The organism is Thioalkalivibrio sp. AKL7 (genome assembly GCF_000381705.1).
Taxonomy (GTDB): Bacteria; Pseudomonadota; Gammaproteobacteria; order Ectothiorhodospirales; family Ectothiorhodospiraceae; genus Thioalkalivibrio; species Thioalkalivibrio versutus.
In genome coordinates this window covers 203358-228006 of sequence record NZ_KB906947.1, presented here as the reverse complement: position 1 = coordinate 228006, position 24649 = coordinate 203358, and the positions used below count along the sequence as shown (strand labels likewise).

At 60.5% G+C, this 24649-nt stretch carries 17 protein-coding genes and 3 pseudogenes; 3 read left to right on the top strand and 17 right to left on the bottom strand.

The features are described from left to right. Positions 1-256: 256 nt before the first annotated feature. The 11 genes and pseudogenes from G315_RS0100955 to G315_RS0100910 all read right to left on the bottom strand — a co-directional run bounded on the left by G315_RS0100955 (position 257) and on the right by G315_RS0100910 (position 17034). Entirely contained in the window at positions 257-2155 is a 1899-nt protein-coding gene (locus G315_RS0100955) for an SAM-dependent methyltransferase (RefSeq protein ID WP_019611714.1), read from the bottom strand. 3 nt (positions 2156-2158) lie between these two features. Next, positions 2159-5809 carry a BREX system P-loop protein BrxC gene (brxC, locus tag G315_RS0100950; protein WP_019611713.1) on the bottom strand — a complete coding sequence of 1217 codons (3651 nt, stop codon included), beginning with the start codon at positions 5807-5809 and terminating at the stop codon, positions 2159-2161. A gap of 15 nt (positions 5810-5824) precedes the next feature. Beyond that, the gene (locus G315_RS0100945; protein WP_019611712.1) at positions 5825-6397 is read right to left on the bottom strand and encodes a BREX protein BrxB domain-containing protein; all 573 of its coding nucleotides are present in this window, start codon (positions 6395-6397) and stop codon (positions 5825-5827) included. After that, positions 6381-7163, bottom strand: a complete 783-nt coding sequence (locus tag G315_RS0100940) for a BrxA family protein (protein ID WP_019611711.1) — start codon at positions 7161-7163, stop codon at positions 6381-6383. The genes G315_RS0100945 and G315_RS0100940 overlap by 17 nt, the downstream gene beginning before the upstream one ends. Continuing rightward, positions 7160-7657: a BrxE family protein gene (locus G315_RS0100935; RefSeq protein WP_026338800.1), complete on the bottom strand. Its 498-nt coding sequence runs from the start codon at positions 7655-7657 to the stop codon at positions 7160-7162. The genes G315_RS0100940 and G315_RS0100935 overlap by 4 nt, the downstream gene beginning before the upstream one ends. A gap of 1003 nt (positions 7658-8660) precedes the next feature. Continuing rightward, entirely contained in the window at positions 8661-9557 is an 897-nt protein-coding gene (locus G315_RS14510; RefSeq protein WP_155986084.1) for a hypothetical protein, read from the bottom strand. Between the two features lie 62 nt (positions 9558-9619). Beyond that, positions 9620-11014 (bottom strand): hypothetical protein, encoded by a 1395-nt coding sequence (locus tag G315_RS14505; protein WP_155986083.1) that lies wholly within the window; start codon positions 11012-11014, stop codon positions 9620-9622. 412 nt (positions 11015-11426) lie between these two features. Then, positions 11427-14462: an SNF2-related protein gene (locus tag G315_RS0100920; protein ID WP_231370700.1), complete on the bottom strand. Its 3036-nt coding sequence runs from the start codon at positions 14460-14462 to the stop codon at positions 11427-11429. 156 nt (positions 14463-14618) lie between these two features. Then, positions 14619-15077: an RDD family protein gene (locus G315_RS13685; protein WP_019611705.1), complete on the bottom strand. Its 459-nt coding sequence runs from the start codon at positions 15075-15077 to the stop codon at positions 14619-14621. Between the two features lie 96 nt (positions 15078-15173). Then, positions 15174-15239: pseudogene (locus G315_RS14785) on the bottom strand (zinc-ribbon domain-containing protein); the annotation flags it as partial. A 766-nt stretch (positions 15240-16005) separates the two neighbouring features. Next, entirely contained in the window at positions 16006-17034 is a 1029-nt protein-coding gene (locus G315_RS0100910) for a YafY family protein (protein WP_026338798.1), read from the bottom strand. Positions 17035-17219: 185 nt separating this feature from the next. Here G315_RS0100910 and G315_RS0100905 point away from each other — a divergent pair, with 185 nt between their 5' ends. The 3 genes from G315_RS0100905 to G315_RS0100895 all read left to right on the top strand — a co-directional run bounded on the left by G315_RS0100905 (position 17220) and on the right by G315_RS0100895 (position 20708). After that, positions 17220-17408: a hypothetical protein gene (locus tag G315_RS0100905; RefSeq protein ID WP_019611703.1), complete on the top strand. Its 189-nt coding sequence runs from the start codon at positions 17220-17222 to the stop codon at positions 17406-17408. Positions 17409-17874: 466 nt separating this feature from the next. Continuing rightward, the gene (locus tag G315_RS0100900) at positions 17875-19686 is read left to right on the top strand and encodes an ATP-binding protein (RefSeq protein WP_038034605.1); all 1812 of its coding nucleotides are present in this window, start codon (positions 17875-17877) and stop codon (positions 19684-19686) included. Positions 19687-19739: 53 nt separating this feature from the next. Then, positions 19740-20708 (top strand): sensor domain-containing diguanylate cyclase, encoded by a 969-nt coding sequence (locus tag G315_RS0100895; protein ID WP_019611701.1) that lies wholly within the window; start codon positions 19740-19742, stop codon positions 20706-20708. 142 nt (positions 20709-20850) lie between these two features. On the opposite strand, the gene G315_RS0100890 is transcribed toward G315_RS0100895, so the two are convergent. The 6 genes and pseudogenes from G315_RS0100890 to G315_RS0100870 all read right to left on the bottom strand — a co-directional run bounded on the left by G315_RS0100890 (position 20851) and on the right by G315_RS0100870 (position 24504). Further along, positions 20851-21327 carry a hypothetical protein gene (locus tag G315_RS0100890; protein WP_019611700.1) on the bottom strand — a complete coding sequence of 159 codons (477 nt, stop codon included), beginning with the start codon at positions 21325-21327 and terminating at the stop codon, positions 20851-20853. Between the two features lie 124 nt (positions 21328-21451). Next, a pseudogene (locus tag G315_RS13680) lies at positions 21452-21892 on the bottom strand (RDD family protein); the annotation flags it as partial. 102 nt (positions 21893-21994) lie between these two features. Continuing rightward, positions 21995-22066, bottom strand: a pseudogene (locus tag G315_RS14815) (zinc-ribbon domain-containing protein); the annotation flags it as partial. A gap of 80 nt (positions 22067-22146) precedes the next feature. Further along, complete coding sequence (locus G315_RS0100880) at positions 22147-22848, bottom strand: YajG family lipoprotein (protein ID WP_019611698.1); 702 nt, start codon at positions 22846-22848, stop codon at positions 22147-22149. Positions 22849-22909: 61 nt separating this feature from the next. Continuing rightward, on the bottom strand, positions 22910-23476 hold the full coding sequence (locus G315_RS14595) for a hypothetical protein (protein WP_019611697.1): 567 nt from the start codon (positions 23474-23476) through the stop codon (positions 22910-22912). Further along, on the bottom strand, positions 23473-24504 hold the full coding sequence (locus G315_RS0100870) for a YafY family protein (protein ID WP_019611696.1): 1032 nt from the start codon (positions 24502-24504) through the stop codon (positions 23473-23475). The genes G315_RS14595 and G315_RS0100870 overlap by 4 nt, the downstream gene beginning before the upstream one ends. Positions 24505-24649 lie beyond the last annotated feature (145 nt).

Sequence of the window (24649 nt, the reverse complement as noted above, 5' to 3'; positions counted from 1 at the left end):
AAACGAAAATCATCCTTGGTAGAAGCTCCAACTTGCGCCTCTCTTCCATCGCTTTCAAACCGATTTAACCGAGAAAATGCCTCTCGCACATTCTCTGAAACCCAATAAGAAAATGGCTTTCCCGGGATAGTCTCAAAGGATTTTTCAGAGACATCATATACCCTTTCGTCAACATTCCCATGGCGTTCACTACGACATACCTGAAGAAGCGACGATTCTTTTTCACTTTCACTCAGCAATCTCAGGAACTTAGTCATCACTGCTTCTCCAAAACATATGATGCTGCTTCAACCATGGCGTCATCCATAACACCATGACCAAGATCTGCCATCACTTCGGGAGTCGCAGACCCTAAAACCACCCGTTCACGCCATTTAGCAAAACTTGTAAGGAAGAAGCATGTACGCGACGTAATTGCCCCCAACCGCCCACCTTGATAAAGAAGCTCCAGTCCGCGCTCGACGAAAACTGCCAACAGATCGTTCTTGCTGTTGGGATATTCCTTGCCCAGCTTGGTCTTGACACCAGCACTGAGCGCCCCAAACGGCGGATTCATCACCACCACATCGAAAATGACCCGGCAGAGATCGATCATCCGCAGCCCCTGCAGAGCATCCTGAGCAAAGAGGCGGCTCTGGTAGGTGGCGCCGGCTTCCTCAGAGAACTCGAGCAGGGCTCGGCGCAGGCGCTCCTCGGCCTTGTGCCAGGTCTCCTGCTCCTGTTCGGCGAAGAGATCGCTGCCCTTGCCCACATAGACCTGGCGGATCAGGGCGGGAAGCTCCTTCTCGGCGCGCAACAGCACGCCAAGCTCGGGCAGCCCCTTGAGCATCTGCAGGGTCTTCTCGAACAGTTCGGCATCCTGGCGATCCAGGCGGGCCATAAAGGCCTCGCGAAGCTCCTTCTCTGCAGGCGGGGCCACCGCGGCGATGACGTTGCCTTGCCCCACGTCCGGGCGCTCCAGAGCCGTCACACCAGCCTCATGCCAGGCGCGCTGGGCGCGCAGCCACAGCGCCAGCGAGGAGATTTGGGCGGCACGGGGGTCGATGTCCACCCCGTAGATGTTGTGCTCGATGATCAGCCGCGGCACGTCTCGCAGCAGGGCCTCTTCATCGGCATAGGTGTGGCATAGCGGCTCGAAGCCGGCCTCCGGCTGGGTGGAGAGATCCAGCGAGCCGGGACCATGCTGCTGCTCCCACTGCCAGGCGTCCCGATAGATCTGCAGGAAGAGGTCGAAGGCGTAGAGGCCGAAGTGCATGGAGCCACAGGCCGGGTCCAGCAGCTTGAGGGTACGCGGGTCGCGCAGCTTGATGCCGGCCTCTGGCTGCTCGTCGGGCTTGACCAACAGGTACTGGCAGCTGTCGCGCAACGGCGTGGTGCCACCGGTGGCGTTGAACCATTGGCGGCCCAGGGTGTTATCGACCAGGAACTCCACCACATAGCGGGGGGTAAAGAATTGGTTGCGCACCGCCAGCTCGCGGCTGTTGCGCGGGGCCTGGCTGGCCTTGCGCATCGCCTTGCGCTCTTCCTGGCTATTGAAGTACTGGTAGATCCAGCCGATGGTCTCATCCAGCGCCCACAGCGGCTCGATCTCGTGATTGTTGAGCAGCTCGAGCAGCGAGTTCAGCGCCGTCTCCCGGGGGAAGAGCCGCCCCTGGGGAGCGAAGCGGTCGAATAGTGCCGGCAGGTCAATGGCGAACTCGTCGAACAGGCTGAAAAGGAAGGTCTGGTAGGCCTCGCCGGTCTCGCCCAGGGCGGTGCCCGCTACGTGGCGGTACAGCTCGAAGGCCTGGGATTGGGTGGCCTGGCTGACGGCCGGTAGCAGCAGCCCACGAGCTTCCATCATCAGCAGCGCGGCCAGGCGATTGAGCACGGTGAAGGCCTGCTCACGAATGATGCGGTTAATGGCCGCCTGTCGCTGAGCGTTGTTACCCCCCTCGCCCGCCAGATAGTGGTCCAGGGTCTCGCGCAGCAGGGCGGCGGTATGGCGCTCACGGTCATTCAGGTGGGTCAGGCGCGAAAGTTCGATCACCTCCCCGTTCTTGGGGTCCAGCCCGTAGTCTTGCTGGAGTTGCAGGGTGAACTCTTCCGTCAACCGCTCGCGGCAGTCGCTCACTATCTGCTGTAGGCGATTGCGGGTGCCTTGGTCAAAGGCCATAGCTTAGTCCTTACCGGAGTCGTCGATTGCCAGGTCCAGCTCGAAGGCGTGGGCGTACTTCAGTTCGCCGTGCAGCTTCTGCAACTCACGGATCATGAAATCCAACTCCTCAAGCGAGTTGATACGGGCGCGCGCCTTAAAACGGCGGCGTAGTACCTGCTTTTCTTCCTCATGCTCGTTTTCGAACTCTTTCTGCTCTTCGCGAATTCGCTCCTGCTGGCGTTCACGGCCCACCTGCTCAACGCGCTCTTTGAGCATTGTCACTTCCGCCTGGACCTCATAGTCCCGATTGACCAGATCCTTGAGGCCAGCGAGATCTGGCTCGACCTCCAACACCAGCTTATCCAGGCGCCCCAGTAACTCCTGCTGCTCCTGGTTGGTCAGCTCCGGCCATTCTGGTACTCGTTTCAGCTCCTGCTCGGCCTGGCGCAGCCTGTGCTGCTGTTGCTCCTGCATACGCTCGGCAGCGCCGCGGACTTGCGCCCGCAGCTCGGTAAGCTGCGTGTTGAAATCGGATGCGTTGCGGTAGGCATCGTCAGAAGCCAGGCGTGCCGCCAGATCTTTCAGGGGTTCCGCCAGATCCGCCTTGAGCTCGCCGGGAATACCGCTGCCTGGCAACCCAGCAATAGCTTGATCTAGACTGCGAAGCTCCTTCAGCGTGGTTTCCAGGCCCTGTTCCAGGGCATTCTTGATCTCGCCCGCCCAAGTGAGGTTGTCGTACAGGCTGGACTCCTCAGCACCGAGCCGCTGAGGCGCATCGGAGCCGTCGGTCAGCAGGATATCCGCAATCTCACGACTCATCGCCTCCAGGCGGTCATCGCCTGGCAGCCCCAGTGCCTGCAACCGACCGGAGAGCGAGGCATAGCGCTGCTGAAGTTGAGGAAAAAGCTTGGTAGCCGCATTGCTGATGTTGGCCTCTAGAGGAACGACCATGTCCCCGCTGAGCTCGGTCAGCCGCTTGGCGGCAAGCGCCAGCATCTCGTTGGATGGACGCTCCGAGCGCAGGGAGATCCCGACGTTTTTGAAGGTGTTGTTGCTTTTGAGCGCATCGATGGCCTGCTGACCGTTGACGGTAACCTCGCGCCCCGACACCTTCAGCTTGATCACCCCGCCGACCAGCAGGGCGGCAACCAGATAGCGCAGGGTGTCCTGGGACCATCCGTAGGGGGCATCACTAAAACGGCTGGACAGGTTCTTGCCCTCGACCATACCCACCCGATCGATATGGTCGCGGATACTGACGAGCGCCCGATGATCGACGTTGATTCCAGTCTGACCCGCCTGTTGCGTGACCAGGCCCAGAGGATCCAGCTTCGTAGTAATACCGCTCAGGTTACCCACACGCAGAAAGCGCTCGGCCAGATCGGTCTGCACCCGTTCGGGGGCTTCGCTGTAACGGCTGAAGACCTGGTCCGCCACGCCGGCCAGGTGCTTGCGCGCTGCCTCCGCCAGGTCACTGGACACGCTTTCCACGGCCGTCGTCTGGCCGCGAAAGATGAAGGAGCCTTGGACCAGGCTACGCTTGATCAGGCGTTGCAGATCGGCGCTCAGCCGACCAGCGCGGTCTAGCTGGGCACGGCAATAGTCGCGTACTTCCTGGTCAGGATCGTGTCGAAACTTGGCGTCGATCTCCTGACAGCGATAGATGTCGGCAGTCAGGTCGTCAAAGTCGGGTGACTTGCGCCCCACCAAGTAAATCAGGTTCTCGTTCGTCTTGACGCGGGAAATATCCTGCAACCGTGAACGGGCCCCTTCGTAGTCGGTGGGTTCGACCAGCTCGACCACCGTCTGGATGGGATGGCGATCGCCCGCCAGGGATGTTGGAAGCCCTTCGGAGCCCTGGGTCTTGAGACCGGTATGAACCGAGAGCGATCCATGCAATTGGACGCTGGGCAGGGGCGAGAACACCTCCTCCAGTGATTTGTTGAGGATGCGCTTCAACTCTATGGCACGAAGCGGAATCTGCGTACGTTCTTGCTCAATGTCGTTGAGTTTCTCGCTGAAGAAGCACAGAAAGCCCTCCTGTTCGCCGAAGGGGACGATTGTGTCGGCCATCAGTGCTTCAATCGCTGTATTCACCGCCTCGGCCTGGCTTTCACTGGCCACGTCGGCGTGGACGAGGCTGGCCACATTGCGCCGACTGATGGGGAGATTGCCGAGGATCTGCAGCACGGCCACTGTCTTGGCCACACGCTTTTCCAGCTCTGAATCCGGGAAGCGATTCTTCGTGACCGTGTTGACCGCCTTGTGCCAATTGGGAAAGGCGCGTTCAATATCCTTTTCGAGGGCGTCATAGAGCGTGACCGTGGTCGCCAGCCAACCCACCGGCTCCTGGGCGACCGGGACCCGCTTGCCCTCCCCTTCGATCAGAATGTCCTGAATCACCTTGATGGCTGAACGTAAGCCGATACCGCCGGTGGAGCGCGCCAGGGCACCCAGCAGGTGCAACAGAATTTCGAAATGCGCCGGCAGGAAAGGATAGAGGTTGACGAACGTCTCGCGATCAAAGTCGGCGCCATAGGCGCGGGCATCTTCCAGCTTGGTGTTGTGTCGGAGCGCCTGGCCATGCTGATCGAACAATTGGCCAAGGGACTGCGCACCCTGCGGCGACTTGCCCAGAAGACGCGTGTAGCAGATCTCCTTAATATCATCGGCTTCGAGATCAACGGGGATGGGAAAGCGGTCTTTGAGCTTGAAAAGCTCCGGCGAATTCAGTGAGGCGCGAGGGTCATCCTCAGTCAAGGTCTGCTGCCCCGTACCGATCAGCCAAACCTTGCCATCGCCCTCCTCCTTAATGTTAGTCGCCAGACCATCCAGGTTGAGGATCAGCGACTGCCGGGCGCCAACGTACTGACCCACCTCGTCCACGATGAAGATGACGTACTCCTTGCCGGAGCGCTCGCGGACGATGTCGAGCATCTCCTTAACACGATCCTTCTCGAAGCGGATGAAGTCACTCGTGGCAGTATTGAACGCGTTCGGTGTCGAGAATAGCGCTGGGTATAGTTCGTGCGCGATCGCTGGGATCAGGCTGTCGACCACCAGTGGATCGTTTCGACAATCCACCCAGGATTCGCCGCTCGTCTTCTCCTCGAACAGGCGCAGAAACTCCTCATAGCGCCCCTCGTGCTTCAGCCTGCGCTCAAGGGCCGCCACCTTGAGGTTGCGCGAATAGCCGGCCCATTGCAGGACCTTGTAATAAAGGACACTGGAAACCTCCTCCATCGTCGCACCGCTGACCTGCTCGGTGGCCAAATCAAGCATCAACACAGCGGCGGGAAATCGCTTGGCGACGGTGCTCAGAAGCTGTCGCGTGGTAGTGTTCCTGAGACGGTCCTGGAGATGCTGCCGGAACGGCACGCCGCTGATGGTCACGCTGTCATCGAAGGCCAGACCCAGGTACTTGGTGAAGGAGCTCTTACCCGATCCGTAGAAGCCTGAGACCCATACGCCAACCTCGTGCTCTCCGCCGGCCTCCATGGCAGCCTGCATCTTGGTTAGAAGCTGGTTGAACTGATCATCTATGGCGTCCGTAACCACATACTCGGAGATCTCCTTGCCCAGGCGTTCTTCCTGCGAAACACCATAGGCGATCACCTTTTCGATGCTGCGGTAGATATCGCGGCTGGGATCGAATAGCTGCTTGATTTCCATTTATGAACTCCGTCCTTACCCGCCGACGTGAACCGAGCGGTAGTTGCCATCTTCTGGGTAGAAGCCCAAAAACTGAAGGCGTGTCTTGCCAGTGCGTACCCCGGGATAGAGGAACACGGTGGGCACGTGGAAACGCCCCTGGAGCTGCCCTTCAATAACACCGATCCGCATGTATGGGTGCAACGCTTCCAGGTCCGTGACGAGCAGAATGCTGCTTGACTTACCTTCCAGCTCTGAAAGTCTCGCCTCGAGACGCTCCTGAAGAGCCCCATTGGCCACGGCATTAGCGAGCGATTCGTTGGTCTTTTTCCAGTCCTGAGGGTTACGCTGATCGGCAGCCAGCCAGATATTGCGCATCCTGGCCTGGGACAAAATCTCGTCCACGGCTTCCGCAATGGAGAAGGTGTGGACATCCCACCCTTCATTTCGCAGACGGCTCTGCCAAGCGGGCAAGTGACGCTTCACGGCCAGAATCTGTTCGGGCCGAAAGACTAGGTAGAAGATCGGTTCGAAACTGGCGTGGCCGAATTCACGGCCGTGGCGCACCCGCTCCATCAGCTCGTTGAAATCATTATCCAATGAGGACATCGATGACCTCCTCCATATTCTTGTGTTGCCAGCTAATGTGTGTGACATCACCTGCGGCTTGCAGGATCACGTGGCCATCCAGCGACAAACGCTTGAATTGGTCGCGCACATCGGGCCACTCGAGTCCGAAGAGCTGCCAATCAGGATGGTTGAGCACCTGGTTGTCACCCAGCCCCTGGAACTTGAGGTCATAGGCGAGATAGGCAGCCACCCGCCTGGCAAGGCGCAATGAATAAATCCGCCGCGACCCGCTGCGTCGGGCTTCGATCAAGCCAAAATCAGCACAGGCGCTGAGCAGGTAACTGGAAACCCGGCTGATTGTGCTCTCGGACCACGGCTTCTGAGTTTTCCCCTCCCTCACCGCGTTTTCCACAAACCGCACTGCGTCTTCTCTACTCAGGCCATCTCGCCCAGACGTGTAACGCGGCCAGTACACCTCCCGGATGAAGTCCGACAGGATGACGTTGGCCCTGGCGGTGTGGAGCATGAGCACCTGCAGACGTTCCTCGCGCTCGAGGTTGGGCAGCAGACGTTGCAAGTTTTCGGCAACGCGAGGCTGGCGCAGGAAGCGCGGTGCAAAGCATTCGCGAACAATGTTGTCCAGGCGGCGGGCCGAGACCAAGGGAAATTGGCCGGACTCGAGCGCCTTGGCGAACAACTGGCGGGAACCCATGCCCGGCTCAAGTAGTTCGAACAGCCGCTGTGTTTCGTCGATGAGGCCAAGTCCCGCCTGAAGCTGGGTGGTATAGCTTGGCTCCCCGCTCACTGCGCCTCCCTCAGGTAGGGATAGGTCTGGAAACCTCGGCGAAATGCATCGAGATAAAGGCCCGCGATCGAGGCCAGTTGGACATCCAGCTCAACCCCGAAATCTCCGACAAGCACGGGCCCTTCCTCGGCAGGCTGAGTGCTCGACAGTGTTTCCAGTCGCGCCTGAGCCCGCTCTGGGGTATCTGCGTGTGCGAAGAGCTCCACGCCACGTTCACGATCAGCCACCAGGCTGGCGACTGCCTGTTCATACCCCTCCGGAAGGTGGAAGAGGTGCAGCGTCCGGCCAACGCCAATGCGTTCATCATGAACCCGACGCGCCGCCTCCAACACACCTTGATACTGGGCCTGTTGCGCTGAACGCCCGAAGACAGGGCTTAGAAAGGCCGTGGCCGTCGGCGAGAGGAAGGAGGAAGACCACCAAGTCGGCTCCTGCTCCCCCAAATAGCCGACCAGCAGCCGAAGCTCGGCTAGCGTAGTTGCATCTTTGATCATCTTTTCCCCGAAAAAAGTCAGCCGTGGCATCCAGGTACCGGACGGAGCAAAAGCAGCGGCTCCGCCCGCCCAGGCCCACCGCCACGCGAAAGGGACCACAAGACGCAGCCCCTCGCCCGTCAAGCTTAGGCGCATGGTCTCATACAAGCTTGAAGTCGGCCCGACGTCTCCCACTTGTCCCACTACGGGTACTTGCTACCACCATTCGGTGCCCCGCGTTTGTCGAACACCCCAGCCCACCAGACTCGTACCACTACCCATTCCGCTCCAAGATCGGGCAAATCAGCCAGACCGGCGGATGCTCACGCTGCCTTGCAATGAAGATGGACCTCGATTCTGGCAGCACGCCCGCATATCAGAAAAGTACTCTCAGTAGAGCGCTTCCGCCGCGCCCCCGAGCTCTGCAGGCCCCGGTCCCTCCCTGTGCGATGCACGAATGAAGGGAACCGACCCATTGATTAGTTAGGCCGGGAGGCGCAAGGACAGATACGGAACCACGGCCGCTTGGACCGAAGCGCGCGCAGCAAAGCGATCCCGTGCTTCGGATGCGATGTCCCGCTCGCAACCGCTGTACTCTGCCCTCTGTATGCGCCCCCGCCATACATCCATGACGGCCCTTCTGCGAAAACAACTCCGTCCGCCGCGTACCGCCGCCCAAAGCTACGCTATCCCATCAGCGCAGCATGGCACGGCCCTGCAAACCTTGACCGACGCCTGCGACGGAACGTGTCGCATGAGCCCGAACCATGGCCCCAGCAGATAACTCCAGTACTCACCAACGATTCGGAACCCTCTATCCCGAGCTGTGGCAGACCACTCATCTGCGCCACACGTCGCCGCCCAAGCTACCACCGCACCATCGACGACTTGGGTCAAACCATCAACCGATCAGCCTCCTCAGCGCCTCCGGGTTCAGAGAGCCGATGCGATCATTTGCTCCATGAACACTCTCAATCTCCTCAAAAAGGACGGTCCGCCAGTCGGCTCCATACGTCACCATGCTCTAAACCGCAAGACAATCGCACCACTTCTCAAACAGCTCATGATTATCCGCATCAAACGCACCCTCACCCATTATCCACCGCAGCGTTTGCCTTCGAGTTTCGCCAGATCTGTCCCACACCTCGGCGGCCAGCACCACCCTCTGGCCCCAATTCATGATCGGATCGATGTGTCCGTACATCCAAAGCTGCCCCCGAAGATTGGCCCACCCATCAAGTCGCAGCTTTGCATCTGTACACTTTATCTCCAAGATCACCACCGTCCGTGATGCCTCGTTATAGAACACATAATCCGGGACCCCGCGCATAGCGCATCCCGCCACCTTCAACAAAGAAATCTCGAACGCCTCTGGTTTTTCTTTTTCTATTCCGCTGTACCATAAATTCCATCCATCCTTCGCACCCAACGACAAGCGCATCAATCTCCGCCTTCGTTCCATCCGTTTCTTTTCAACCTCTTTTTCGCTTAACGCTCCTAATGCTTTCACGAAAGGATCGGGATAAACCCCCTGCAGCCTGTAAAGCCAATCAGAGAAATCCGTCACCCTGTAAGAGGTCCGTGGACTTGCGATATCACCACCAAACCTATCAGCCATCCGAAGCAATTCAGCTTGCGCACCCCTAACGCGAACCTGACCCCCATCATTACTCGGGTTGCCGAACATCGTCGCCCAGCGTTCCTTATCACGTTGACCGCGCTTCCACTCAAGCTCCGCGGCGTACTCTTTCGGAAAGTATCGTTCTAAAACTTTCTCCTGATCTCGGGCGGACGCGGACGTTTCAGCTAGTCGTTTCTTTAGCTCTTCATAAGAAGTCTCGATCTCGTCCCCTAAACCCAATGGAATTTTTTTTCTAGGCACTCTAAACCCCTTGCTGAGTTCTATAATAAAATGATCCACACATCGGGAACTGGTTTAATGAAAACTTCCTACGCGATTTTCTTACGCACGTAGGGAGATCGCTAAACGTCATCCTTATCGACATAACGCGACTGCCAAGCTAGTTGGCCAGTGCAGATACTAGCGTCCGACATTGCGGCCCCTTTATTTAGCGCGCCCAGCTCCATTCGACTGAGCCCATAGGCGACTGCGAGCCGATCGTAGGAATCGTTCGAAATCCCCGGTGCCTCAAGGTCCGCAGGGCGCTCGAGAGGTGTCTCAATAGCGCTGAGATAGCTGTAATTACGGTGTGCGGTCATTTCGGGCGGAAGCTGTTGGTAAAACTCCGACCGCATCCCGCCACCGCAATAGAATGCGGGGATGCTGCGGAGGTCATCCCTTGTTAGTTTGCGATTTCGTTCCGCCGCCGAGAGTGTATCTTCTCTCACCTGGCGTAGAATGCGATCAAAAAACTGCCGGTCCGGATCCATCTCACCGTCGTTGAGTTCGACTTCAAAGTCTTGGACGTAGTCGTGAAAACTATCCGGGATTCCGCCCCGCCGGTCAGTGGGCCACTTAATTCGTTCCAAGTCGCGCGTCAGGCCGTCGGTACCCTGCGCATCCCCCGCCATCTCGAGCCACCACCGGACCCGATGGAGATGGAGGTTCATGGCGCCCGTCGCGCGCACCTGGGATTCAAAGAAAGTGAAATCCCAGCGTCCTGCTCGTCCTTCATGGACGTGAAAGACGCAGGCATCTACCGTACCGCCACCGACATCCACCATCAGGTAATGGTTGGGCGCCTTTGGATCGAATCGAGCCGAACGGACGAAGCCGTAGACCTGTGCTGCAATTTCCGGCAACCCTTCCACTTGGACGTCGTCTTCGTCAGTACCGCTGCCTTGATTGTTGCGGAGATGCGCATAGTGTTTGATCGCCTCGTCAATGACCGCCACTGTTACGCCACGGGGATTCCGGGAAGCACGCCAAGCAATCTCAGCAGCCCCTACAAACGCGAGGGACACAGGGTCGGCTCTATCGTAATAGCGGGATGGATGTCCAACGGTAATTCGCCAAAGGATATGAACGTCTCGGTAGACCGCTTCGTGTTGCGAAAAAAGCCATCCACGGGCATGGCGGAGGGCCAATGCCATGAGGGCGATCAGGCGGCGATGTGTGTCGTGATCTTTTGGATTTCCGAGGAAAGCCAGCTTAATATCTCGGGAAGTCGCATCATCGCTGGAAACCGGGATCTGGAACTTCCCCTCTGCGAGTCTGAGGCGGGAAGGGAGGAGATAGCCGTCCATGCCAATCGCATCGAAGAATGGGACCGCAAATGACTTGCGAAGCGCCGGATCGGATATCACCACCTTGACCGAGGACGTGCCCAAATCGAGCCCTATGTTCACCTCACGGGTGTCGTTTGGAATGCCCTCGAAAACCTGCGTCTTCGTAGCGATGCGATCTTCGACCTTCACCCACCTTTGCTCAGCCTCGACGCCTTCGAGCAACCCAACGGAGACCCGGGGTTGAGGCCCGATGTGTTTCCGAGTTCGGGTCGAGTCAGGCCTTGAAACAGTGGCGTGGTTCGGCGGTTGATTGCCCCGGTAAACGCTCAAATCGCCGTGGTTCACCTCGGGTATCGGATTTGCCTTCTGCCCAGCGCTGACGGTCTTGGATCGATTTCCCGACGACCGTTGGTTGGCAGCACCCTCCCCAACACTAGGCCTCGATGAACTGGGTCCACCGAGACGTGCCCCCTTGCTCTGTCGTCCCTTCCCCGCTTTGGGCGACGGGTTCGGCTCCCGTGGTAACAAGTCTTCCCCGCCACCCTCCCGTAGGGCCTTCATCAGTTCTTCTTTCATGGAGTCGGACATAATGCCCCCTGATCTAATCCACAATTCGAAGCAGGCCTGCCGATACCTCGCGGTTATCGCCCCTCACCTGCTCTTGTGCCTTTAGCTCTGCAATCCGGTCATCCATCTTCCGGTTCAGCTTGGCGATCTTCCCTTCCTCTGCCGGGATCATCCGGGTCTTTTTCTGATTGCCAGACGCTCTCAATCCCTCGATACGCTCGCGGATCTTTCGCTCCGTGGAATGGCGATGTGCCGTTAACGCGTTCACCATCATGCGGATACGGTCGCCGTTCTCTCGGTCCTGCATAGCAAGGAACCGCGTAAACCGACGTTCGTTTTCGTGCCGGCAGTCCTCGGCTCGATCCGCCGCCAGGTCATTGGGCACCAGGTTGGCCGCACCCAGCCAGTCATCTCCGTGCAGGGCCGCCGTGTTCAACACCAGCTCAGCGGTATCACTGTCCACCACGCCATCGGCTTCGAGCGGAAACAGTAAATATTCCAGGCGTTCGATCGTGCGTACACCTTCCACACTCCACCGGCTCACGAGATAAACCCATGTCCCCTTAAGCCGGTGCTCGATCCTTGCCGCATCGATCTGGATGGCCGAGACCAAGCTATACGGCGACACGCCCCCACGGCTCTTCAGTCCCGCGGTCACGAAACGCACCAGCGGGTGGCCCTGCGACACAATCTCGAGCTTCCCTTCTCGGTGGGCAACGCGATTCTCGAATTTGAGGCGTGGGGGATGATGGTCAAAAAGCCTCGTCGTACCCCGCAGCTCTTCCTGTTCAATAAAACGGACAAAATCCGCCCGTGCATCGACAGCGAGCTCCGCCGTCACCTCGAGTGGGTCGTGAGCACTGCCGATGAATCGTGTCCCCGGGTACTCGCGGTCCATGAAGTCCGACACATACGCGAGGAGATCCGCCCCCTGAATGTAACGGCCCAAATCATGAGCCGCCTGCACCTTCTTCTGAATAAAATCACTGTGCGCGATCAAGTGAGTGGCCTGTTCTTCCAACGCCTCCCGCTGACGCTTTTCATTCTGTATCGCGAGCGCGGCTTGCTCGATCTTCTCCACCTGTTGCTGTGCAGAAAGGTCATGGGTCAGAAGCGTGGCGGAAAGGCCAGAAATCTTGTCCCCCAGCATTGCCTCCATGCTTCCCAATGCTTGGCGGAAGATATCCAGGCGGGCGTGCAATCGGTCGTGAATCCGCTCGTCCACCGTATCCGCGTACAAGAAGTTCCAGATCAGAATCCGCTCGGCGTGCTGCCCAATCCGGTCGATCCGCCCAATGCGCTGCTCCACCTTGGCGGGGTTCCAAGGAAGGTCATAATTGATCAGCACGCTGGAAAACTGCAGGTCCACACCTTCGGCCGCCACCTCGGACGACAACAGCAGATCGGGTCCTTCGGGGTCTTGGAAGTCGCGAAGCACTTCCTGCTTGTCCATACCTCCATACAGTACGCAGGCCTGCACACCCTCGCGCGCAAGACGCGCTGCCAGATAATTGAGGGTCTTCTTGAAGTAGGAAAACAGAACGACCTTGCTCCTCGGGTAGGTCTTCCAATACCTCTTGAGGGCCGCAACCAGTTCCCGGTATTTGGAATCCTGCTTTTCCAGCACCCCCGGATCGCCAGCCGCCGACGCCTCGCGAACGATGTGCTGCATGAATTCCGAAGCCGGCGCCACTTCGTTCCCAGCGGCATCGTCCCCCCATCCAAGATCCAGCTCCTCCGCCTCTTCCGCATCGAACATCCCGGCGCGTTCCCCACGTTCGAGCCAGTGGTTCAGGGCCGCCGGAACCGAACTGGCCATCTGGCGTTGAGGAAGCGTGAGGAGGAAGCCCTCACTTACCTCCTGCTGCTCACAATACTGACGTATTGAGTGCGACATCCGGTCGTAAAAAGCCCGCTCATCTGGTGACATATGCACGCGAATCGCCACCGGGTCACGCGTGGGTCTCTTGGTTTGCACATCACGTTTCAGCGTTCTTGTAACCACCTTCGCCAACGGATTGATTCGATCGAGCTGCTCCGACAGAGTGGAACGCTGCCCAGGGTCCGACAGGTCATCCATGGTCGGTGGTTCTTCCAATAGGTACCGGATCTGCTCGTTGTCAGCAAACAAATCCGACCCTCGGACCTCCTCAAGCGCCGCCACAAAACTCTCTTGCGAAACAGGCCCTCGCAGGATTGCGTCGCGCAGTTTCACCAAAGGGGCATTCGCTCGAAGTGTGTAGTCGAAAAGCTGTTCATGCTGGAACGTATCGGGATCCAGGACATGCAGCAGACTGAACAAGTCACGGCTGCCAATCTGGATCGGGGTCGCCGAGAGCATCACGAGATACTCACTCACCGGACGAAGCACCCGAGCCAACTGGTTGGTCAGGGTTGACGGATTTCGAAGGTAGTGGGCCTCGTCGATCACCGTGAGATCGATTAGCTCGTCCTCCACCTCCGCCTCGCGCAGGAAGCGTCCGAGCTTTGCGGTAGGAGTCTGTGGGCCGTCAGGTTGGTCCCAATCGCGGGGTGGACGCAGCCCCTGCATACTGCAAACCAAAGCGAACTCCTCCCGCGGGTTTTCCCTCGCCCGCGAGAGCCGAGCCTTCAGTTCGGTGGCGTTCACCACCTCTGCACGCACCCCAAAGCGACTGCCCAGTTCCTCGCGCCACTTCTCCGTCAACATAGCCGGGCACACCACCAGGAGTCTTCGGGCGTCTTCCCGCGCGCGCAGCTCCGTCCAGATAAGACCAGCCTCGATCGTCTTTCCCAGACCCACCTCGTCGGCAATGACTAGCCCCTTAACCGGCGACTCCAGGAATTGGAGCACCGGCTTGAACTGATAAGGGAGAAACTCGGTATTGGTCGTGTTCAGGCTGTAGAGTAGATTTGCCAGACGCCCGGTCAGCCGGTAATACGTGATGGCGCCTCGGAGGTCGTGTACCCGCCCATACCGGCCACTACGCACCAATGCATCAGGCCCGCGCGGTCCCGACCGTTCCACTTTTTCCAGCGACGACGCGAGGATGAACTCCTCCCCGTCGGGAAAATCCACCAAGAGCTTCAACCGTGCCCCCGAACCATCCGTCTGGTCCGAAACGGTCCCAACACGCTGGGGGTTTGCCCTGACCCGCACCTTGCTTCCAGGCTCCATCGATCTCCTCTCAACCTTTCGGGCTTATCAGCGACTCAACCACCAGCGCTCAACCATCGAGCACAAGTCTCAGTGCTTCACTACGAGCGTAGAGGCGATTAGATCGTGCAGCGCTTGTTTACGACGGGTGAACGCCGCCATCAGAAACCCAATCAACAGGATCAGCGTAGACAGGATCTTCGACCAATAACGTGCGTTCGCCCTGCCGAAGCCGATCCGTTGGCCCTCGGAATTCGTCACTCGAAGGCCGAGCATGCGTTTTCCGGGTGTGGCCTGCCAACCTGAAGATTCGAAGATCGTCCAGTAAAGCCAACCCACTAGCAGACCGATGAAATTGCCCAGCCCTTCGCCGGCTGCCTCGATTTCCTGCATGCTCGCGGACCCAGCCATCGAGGCCCCTAAAATAAAGGCAAGGGGAAGGATGATGATGAACATCAAAATCCAGCTCAGAATGACATCGATCAACAGCGCCAGTGCGCGGTACCAAAATCCTGCGTAGCGGACCGTCTCGATCGCCGTACTTCCCACTCCCTTCGCTGACGCCGCAGCTACGCCTGGGGCGGCAATCGAGCCAGGGTGCCTACCTGTATCGGATTCCCCAACCGTCGCGTCGCTCCCAATCGGTGCGCCACACTTGCCACAGAATCGCGCACCCTCTGAATTCTCTTGCCCACATTGCGTACAGAACATCTCGCCTCCCTACCCTTCTACGTCCTTGTGTTTGCCCGATCACGTGGAATCTGAGCCCCCCGAACCTTGTCCCTACACTCACGAACTGCAAACCATCCATGTGTCCGTTCTTCTGTAGTGCCGAACCACAGGTTGAAAAGAAAGGTTATCCCCGTTAACGCGGACACTTGTGAGGAGACCCATATTCGCTGAATAGCGATGGACCCCTTTCCCGATTATCGACAGCTCCCGAAATACAGTTCGATCGCGTGGTGTTCGGTAAACAGGGTATGACCCGCAGGACAACGATAGTCCGTGTTCCACGTTGTGAAAGCGCCGTCGCGGCCTCGATCCCGTTCTTCTTGGTCCAGCCGACCGACCGTCGCACCGCACTGTGCACAGGTCAGTGTTCCCTCCAGCCGCGGAATCAGTTCGCCCAGTTGAGGGAGAATAAGTGATCCAAAGGGCTCGGGCAGATCAGAGATCGTATCGGAACGCTCCTCGGCTCCCTGTAACCACAACAGGAAGGCCATCGAGTCCGCACGCGCTACGGCCAGTGACTTGTGCCTGTCACTTAACCAGGCTTCCAATTCCCGGGCGGATACCACCCATTCGCATTGAACCTTCTCATCACCCCCGGACGGCCGCCGAACACGGACCTGGCGCTGGCAACGAGGCAGTTCAAGGAGGAGTTGGCCGACCCTCCTTGCATCGGCCTCCCGCCGTGGCTCATGCGACGTTCGGCGGTCCGCCTTCCCCAACCAGGAACGAAACATCTGGCCCGCCTTCACGGGTGGGGCTTCCGATAGCGCTGCTGCGCAGCTTCAATCTCCTCCGCAATCGCTTTGCGCAGATGGGCGGGTTGAAGCACCTCAACACCCGCACCCAGTCCCAACAACCACCATTTGAATCGGGCGGTGTCTCGCACGGTGGCGGTCACACGGGAGCCTCCATCAGGGTCCCGTTCGATGGCCTGGTCGTCGGACAGCCGGGCCTCATGCAGGTGGTACGCGAGATCCGCGTTGACACGCAACTCGAGGGTCATCGTGTCACCCTCGGGGTAGTCGAAGTCGCCGTCGGCGATCCGCTTTGCCAGATCGAAACCGGCATCGGGATCTTTGGCGGGTACATCGGTGAGGCTCACCGCCTCAAGGCGGTGGACGGCCAATTGCAGGACATTCTGGTACGGCTCCATGGTCGCCAGCAGATAGGTGATCGGCTCGCGGAACACGAGCGCCAGTGGATGAATGCGGTGATCACGCGTGTGCCCGCGGGAACGGGAGCGATAGGTGACGTCGAGGCATCGCCGTTCGAGCAGGGCTTGCTGCACCGTGGGGAACACGCCGTCCGGGATCGGCGGTGGGTTCAGTGGTGGCCCCGCCGATAGGATACGGACGCGATCCGGCCACAGACGAAGCCCGGAGCCTTCGCCGGACGCCTCGAGCACCTCCGTGGCCCGTTTCACGTGCGCCTTGAGCCGGTCGCGGGCGGCCGGCGGCAGCAGGCTGGACGCATGGGCATCCACAATGGCGAGCGTGAGAGCCGTCTCCGGGTCCAGTGCGGGAACGTCCTGCAGTGGCGCGTCGTCGGACCAGTACCAGCCGTAGGGCCGTTCACGGTCGTCGCAACCCAGCGGGAGGAAGGATGAGAGATTCTCAACATCGCGTTCGACCGTGCGCAGCGACACGTCGATACCGCGATAGGCGAGCCGCTCCTTGAGATCCGGGGCGCTAAGCCGCCTCGGGCGCCGCGGGATCATTCCCAGCAACAACATCCGGCGCTGCAACGTGGCGCGCATTCCCTGCCCTTCCGGCATCCCTTCTCCCCTGCCGCCCAGTCCGTTAAATGCCAGTGCATTTGGCGCCACCTTATCCCACACCGCCCTCATGGCAAACCGAACCCCTACCCTTTCGCTCCTCCGAGTACATCTCATCGGGGCGTCAGGTCATGTCGGACGGAGGCGCCAGACTGGCCGAAACATCACCAGAACAGGAGATCGCCATGAGATGGATCGTGATCGGACTCGCTTGCCTGCTGGCAGGGTGCGCCGGGACGGCGCCTGCCGGATTCGGCAAGCCCTCCATCTATGACGCCGACGGGAACCGCAAGGGCTACATCATCGAAGGCGCCTTGGGTCAGAAGCAGGTCCGCGATACTCGAGGCGTGCTGCTCTACGAGATCCGCGACTGATGGGGCAACACGCATTCGCCAAGGAGTGCGTGGCCCATCCCTATAGAGGGAAAAGGACGATCCTTCCGAATCTGTCATGCGTCAAACTCTGTCGCCTTCCTGGATGAAGCTGGGGCCTCACTAGATCCAGGAGTGCTCCATGCCCTTGAACCTTCGTCGTCGACTGCGCAGACACCGCATGCGATCCAGCCGTCCATCCCCCTCGAACGACGTACGAAACATGAGAACGCTGTGGAGCCTGCGAATCCTTGCAACCGCCCTGCCGCGGGATGCGAGCGACAATCTGGATTCCTGGCGACGTAGAGGCGAGCTAAAGGGACTCGGGATACACCTCGACGAAGAACACGAGGATGACCATCTCGCCTTGGAGCAAGCCGTTCACGAACGCCTTCGGACATTCGAGGCCGATGAATCGCGGTTCCAGGACCGCGCGATCGCGCGGAACGTCCGGATCCTTGCTGAACCATTGGGCCTGAACGACACCGAATGCGAAATCCTGGAGTTTCTCACCATCTATGCGTCCCACTACAGCTTTGAACACCTGTTATCCGATGTTCGCGAATCCTGCGACCTGGCCTCGGCAGAAATCGTCGCGCTTGCCCTGAACCGGACCACAGGGGAGATCCAGAACGCCCTCTCACGCAGCGAAACCCTGGTCCGTTCTGGCCTTGTAATGGTGTCGTCGCACAACAGCCGCGATCTCGGGTTCGATTTGCTGGACAGTCTCGCCTCCCAACTGCTCGGAACGTTGGACTCCCCCGACCGCATCTTCGCGGGGTTCTTCCGTGACGCGCCCGTTCCCGAGGAGAATCAACTTGCCCTGTCACACCTCGAACCCGATATCGAACGAGTCAAGGCGCTGCTCCTGCAGGCGGCCGGGGATGGCGTTCAGGGCGTCAACATCCTGTTGTATGGACCCCCAGGCACGGGGAAGACGCAGATCGCGCGCCGCGTCGCCTGCGAAGCCGAGCTACACGCACGGGAGGTGAACCACGAAGATGACAACGGTAGCCCGATGGAACCGCACCGTCGGCAACGCGCCTACCAGCTCTGCCAGTACCTGCTGCGCCGGGCCAAGGATGCCTTGATCATCTTCGACGAAATCGAGGATGTGTTCGACGCCAGTTCAGACGCGGCGCAGTTTGGCGGCCACCATCGCTCGAAAAATCGCGGGAAGGCCTGGACCAACCAGATGCTGGAGGAAAATCCCGTTCCGGCGATTTGGATCACCAACCATTGGGATCAACTGGACCCAGCGTACCTGCGCCGTTTCGACTACGCCCTAGAAGTAGGGCACCCACCACGTTCGGTCCGACGCGCACTCCTGGCGCGCGCCTGTGAAGATCTCGACGTGACCGAGGCCTGGCTCGATTACACGGCCGGGAGAGACGCCCTGACCCCTGCCGAGATCAGCCGCGCCGCCCGGGTGGCACGGCTTCTACGTAATGGCCCGGATGCGCCGGAATTGGTTATGGCGAATCACCTTGACCAGCAAGCAGAACTTCAGGGGCGCCCACCAATGATCACGCCCCGTGGGCTGGATGCACTGGATTACGGCCTCGAATATCTCAATACCGACACGCCGGTCGAGGCGGTCGTCCAGGACCTGGTCGCTGGTGGGCAAGGCACCCTGCTGGCGTATGGCCCACCCGGCACCGGCAAGACAGCGCTGGCTCATCATCTTGCCGAACACGCGGACCGTCCGCTGCGCAAGCGCACCGCCTCGGAACTGATCTCGCCATACGTGGGGGTGACCGAGAAGAACCTGGCCCAGGCTTTTCGGGAAACGCGGAAGGAAGGGGCCGTTCTGTTACTCGACGAGGCGGATAGCTTCCTCACGGCTCGGTCCCGGGCCCGCCAGACCTGGGAGATGACGCAAACCAATGAACTGCTCGTCCAGATCGAGGCGTTCGACGGCATCCTCATCTGCGCCACCAACTGCCTCGAAGCCCTGGACCCGGCCGCCCTGCGCCGCTTCGACCACAAGCTGGAATTGCGCCCACTGGATCACCAGCAACGCGCGCAACTCTTCGACCAACTTGTCTCGCGACTCCAGCCGAGCGATGCAGACGATCGTGCCGCGCTCGATACCGCTCACGCCATCGTACGCCAGCTCGACAGCCTCACTCCTGGCGACTTCGCGACGGTGGTGCGAAGAAGCCAATCGCTCCGGGGCACGCCAAGCGCGGGCCTCACCTTGCAGGCACTTGCCAACGCCCTGGTCGCCGAGCATCGCATCAAGCCCGGTGCGGGCGCACGACGGGCCGGCTTCGCCTGACCCAAAACCGCCAACGCGTAGCAGCACGGATTGCAGAGGCCAAGGAGCGCCACATGGATGACATTCAAGAGTCGACACAAGCTGGCACCATTGCCGCCCTGAAGGCGGAAAGGGATCAACTCCTCACGCTGCTGAAAGCCCTGCCCGACATTTCTTTCGTGCTGGACGCGGAAGGGCGGTATGTGAAGGTCATCGGCGGCGCCAACGAGGCCATGTACGCGAGCGGCAAGTCACTGGAAGGCTATACGCTCGCGGATGCCCTTCCGCCACCGGTCGCCGAGGCATGTTTGACCCACGTGCAGCAAGCCCTGCGCACCGGAGAGATGCAAACGCTGGAGTATCAACTATGCGTTGCCGATGTGATGCTGCTTCCTCCGTCCGTCCGGGACAACGATCACCACCAGGCCGAGCAGTGGTTCGAGGGCCGGGCCCTTCCGCTGCCCAGCTACGATCATTCAAAGCCGGTGGTCCTCTGGGTCGCCGTCAACGTCACGCCCCGCAAGCAACTCGAACAGTACTGGCGAGAGGCGGCCTACACCGACCCCCTGACCGGCATCGCCAACCGACGGGCCCTCTTCGAGCAGGCCGAGCACGAAATCGAACGGGCTCACCGGCACCACCGCCCGCTTTCGCTGCTCGTCCTGGACATCGACCACTTCAAGACGATCAACACCCGGTACGGCCACGCCCAAGGGGATGAAGCCCTGCGCCAGTTCACACAGTGCTGTGCCAGCCTGTTGCGCGATACCGATTTCATAGGGCGCATCGGCGGCGAAGAGTTCGTGGTGCTCCTGCCGGAAACCGATCAGTTGGGCGCTGAACAGCTCGGTACGCGCGTCGTCGAGGCAATACCAACCCTCGACGTGCCGGGGATGAACCACGAGCACAGGATGACCGTATCGATCGGAGCCGCGACACTGTTCGAACACGAAGGGTTCGAGGACCTTCTCCGTCGGGCTGACGACGCGCTATCCACAGCGAAACGTTCAGGTCGAAACCGACTACGGCTGGGTGAGCGCTAACGTGTAGCGCCGGCGCGACAGGTACAGCCAGCACTGCCAGGGACACCCACGGGCTTGGGCCAACTTCAGCAGAAACGCCTGGCGGCCTCTCTCATTGAGTGGGCCCATGGCACTTCGTCGAGGTCGTCTGCACGGCTGGCACTCAATCACGCACGATCCGATGGAGCTCGAGGCCGTATTCTCCAAATCCAAGGTGCTTCACCTCGCCCTGGACGGTTACGCGGCAACCCGAGGTCGAACAGCGCTCCAGGATCTGCGCCCGGTCATTACGTGGCAGGCGCTCTGCATCCGCCATCACAGGGTTCGCATCGAACGGCTGCCCGGGATCAGTCAACATCACCATGCCTGCGATGGACTGCACCGAGGCTGTCAGCTTCACCTGCTCCCCACCCATGCGGTTCATGTCCAGTTTCAGGTCCGTCAGGGAAACCGAACGGTAGCCATTCGCAGCGTCCCGTGTCCGTTCCGGGCTTTCGCCGACCATCTCGTAGGTCCCGTCCGCGTGGAGGAGGATCTCCCGACCATCAGTCGTCTGAACCCTCTCCTGGGCTGACACCGCTCCCAGAGCCACAACCACCCCAAACATCAACGCCGATCCAAAATACATTCGCTTCGTCATCGCCATCTCCTTGCTGTTTGACAGAGCTCACGCCCACCCTGGGGCATTGGTGCGACCAAACCAGTCGCACGGCGCAGGCCATGCTGTGGCGCTCGACGAACGGAGCGTATCTGGGCGGCTGGACTCAGCGGCGTAGCACAAGCGTTGAGGCGATCAGGTCATGCAGGCCCTGCTTGCGACGGGTGAAGGCCACCATCAGGAAGCCGATAAACAGGATCAGTGCCGACAGGATCTTGGACCAGTAGCGGGCATTCGCTCGGCCAAAGCCAATCCGGTTGCCTTCGGCGTCCGTCACGCGAAGGCCCAACATCCGTTTGCCGGGGGTCGCCTGCCAGCCGGAGGACTCGAAAACCGTCCAGTACAGCCACGCGATCACAATGCCGAGAATGTGGCCGAGCCCTTCCGCACTCGCTTCGATTTCCGGCCCGGTCGCAGACCCCATCATCATGATCCCGTACAGGAACCCGATGGGCAGGACGATGAACAGCGTCACGATCAATGAGAGGACGTAGTCGATCACCCATGCGAGCACGCGATACCAGAAACCCGCGTATCGAAGGTCCGTGGCGTCACTGACCCCGGGATCCGGAACACGCGCCCCTCCCGTGTGGCTCGTCGATGAAACGGCCTGTTCATTGGTTGCAGACAATTCCGCACTGGCGAGCGTCGCTCCACACTTCCCGCAGTACCGCGCGCCTTCGGCCGCCTGCGCCCCGCATTGGGTGCAAAACACATCCATGTTCCGTTCTCCCTGTTTGATTCGCCCGAAGCCCCGCTGTCGAGCCTCCGCAGGACTCCCGCCAGTCCGTAATCCGCGAGTCAGTCCACCAGATGCAGTACACGCTCGCGGTACTCGTCTTCCGTCATCACACCGCGGTCTCGAAGCCGTCGGAGGGCCTCAATATCCGCCTCCAGCTCGCTGGATGGCTGAGCCTCGGCGGGGCCGTCGGCGATGGCCTGGTGCAGACGCTCGTCGTCCAGGGCCTCGTCGATGGTCTCCCAAAGGGTCCGCGTCAGGATCTCTTCGAGCTTCTCGATGGATGCGAAGATCCCGCCCCCGGCACCGCCCTCCACATTGCTCGAGCGAACCGAATTCTCGTAGACGATCTGGCGTGAGCCCTGTTCGATCAGGGCGACATCCAGTCTCGAATGCGCCTCGCGCCGCATCACCTGGTTCGAATCCAGTTGCTCGATATCAACCTCGAGAATGAACTCCCCCTCGCCTTCCTGCGCCAGCATGCCGCGCTGTTCCAGTCCCGTGATGAACTGTTCGCGGACCACCTCGGATACCGGCTCCTCGGTCTTGAGCGTCTGCAATGGATTCCCGAAACCGCCCCGTATGGCCCCCAGCCAGTTCGCCCCATGGCGGCGACTGTCGGTAACCGTCGCCATCTCCACATTTGCGTCGCCGGCCACAGCCGCATCACGGCTCGAGGCCGGATCCAGCGTGACCGGTGTGGTCGTACACCCGGCCAGAAACAGCCCGCCCAACACAAACCCTGCCAGTCGTCCGATGATCACCCTGTCTCCTTTGCAAATTGCGCGGGCCGCGCCCGCGGATCGGCGTATGCATCGCGCCGGATCAAACAGGCGCGCTGGCTCCACGATGGATTTCGATCGCCGCGTCTTCGCGGAAAAGATCGTGGCCGCGTTCGCAACAAACGCGCGTCGTCGAGAGGGTGAATGCGCCATCCTGGGTTCTGCCCTCTTCCTCCACCCACGGGGACACCACGAACGCCTGGCACTGCACGCAACGAAGGTCTCCCGTGGTCGCCGACAGGATCTCCCTGTAGCGGCCCTGCACCTCGGCTCGAAACGCCTCCGGAAGATCCGTGGTGGCATTGCCCTGATCATGCGCGGCCTGGATCCACAGGTGGAAAGCCCGGCGGACCCCGTCCGGCCTCGCGGCGACTACGGGCTTGGGACGCGACTGAATCCAGTCCGCCAGGTCACTCGCAGGCACGATCCATTCACAGCCTGTGTTCGTCCGGTCGTTCTGCGGCCACAGGAGCCGTATGCGAGGGCCACAGCGCGGAAGCTCCAGCAGGAGCTTGCCGACGGTCCAGGCTTGGACGTCCGCTTGCGTGGCGGAGCGGCGGCGACCGGAGAGTCCCAGCCATCCGTCCCGCAAAGCGCGAAGACCCCTCACGCACGCGCCTCCGATCGGTAGGCGACCCGGGCCGATTCCAGCTCCTGGGCAATCGCATCGCGCAGCGCCTTCGGCCCAATCACCTCTACACCCGCACCCAACCCCAGCAGCCACCACTTGAGGCGGGCGGTATCCCGCACGGTCGCGGTTACTCTGGATGTGCCATCGGCCTGCGCCTCGATCGTCTGATCGTCCGACAAACGCGCCTCGTGGAGGTGGTAGGCCAAGTCGCCATTCACTCGAATGTCGAGCTGAATGCGCTCGCCCTCGGGGTAATCGAAGGCGCCATCCCGGATGAGCTGGTCCAGGTCGAACCCATCGACGGGATCGCCGGCGGGGCGGTCCGTCAGCGTGGCCGCCTCGATGCGGTGGGCTGCCAAGTGAAGGGCATCCTGATGGGGTTCGATGGTCGCGAGCAGGTAGGTGACCGGCTCGCGGAACACGAGGGCCAGCGGGTGGATCCGGTGATCCTTTACGCGCCCACGCGAGCGGGAGCGGTAGGTGATATCCAGGCAGCGGCGCTCCAGCAGGCCCTGCTGAAGGACCGGGAAAACGCCCTTAGGCATTTCGGGAGGATCCAGCGGGGGACCATTTGAGAGTATCCGTATCCGCTCGGGCCACAGGCTCAGACCGGAGTCCTGCCCGGCGGCATCCAGCACGTCACGCGCTCGTGCGATCTGCGGCTTCAGGCGCTCGCGTGCAGATGGCGGTAACAGCCGAGCAGCATGGGCATCCAGGATCTGCAGCGTCAGGGCCGTCTCCGGGTCGAGCGCGGGAACATCCTGAAGCGGCGCCTCGGACAGCCAGTACCACCCGTACGGCCGATCACGCTCATCTCGACCCAGTGGCAGGAAGCCGGATAGCGCCTCCAGGTCCCGCTCAATGGTGCGCAGCGTGGTGGACAGCCCACGCGCCTGCAGGTATTCGACCAGAGCCGGCGCACTCACACGGCGAGGCTGTCTTGGGATCATCCCCAGCAGCAGCATCCGACGCTGCAGCGTGGCACGCATTCCGTTGCCCTGACTCATCTCCGGCTCCCTGTTCATCCGGCGCAGGCCCCTGCCCCCTATTCAGACTGACAGGCGGCCTGCCCCAACGCAAAACCGGGAGATGACGACGACGCCACCTCCCGGGATCGGATGCCGCTAAGTAAGGTCATCCTTCGAGCGTACG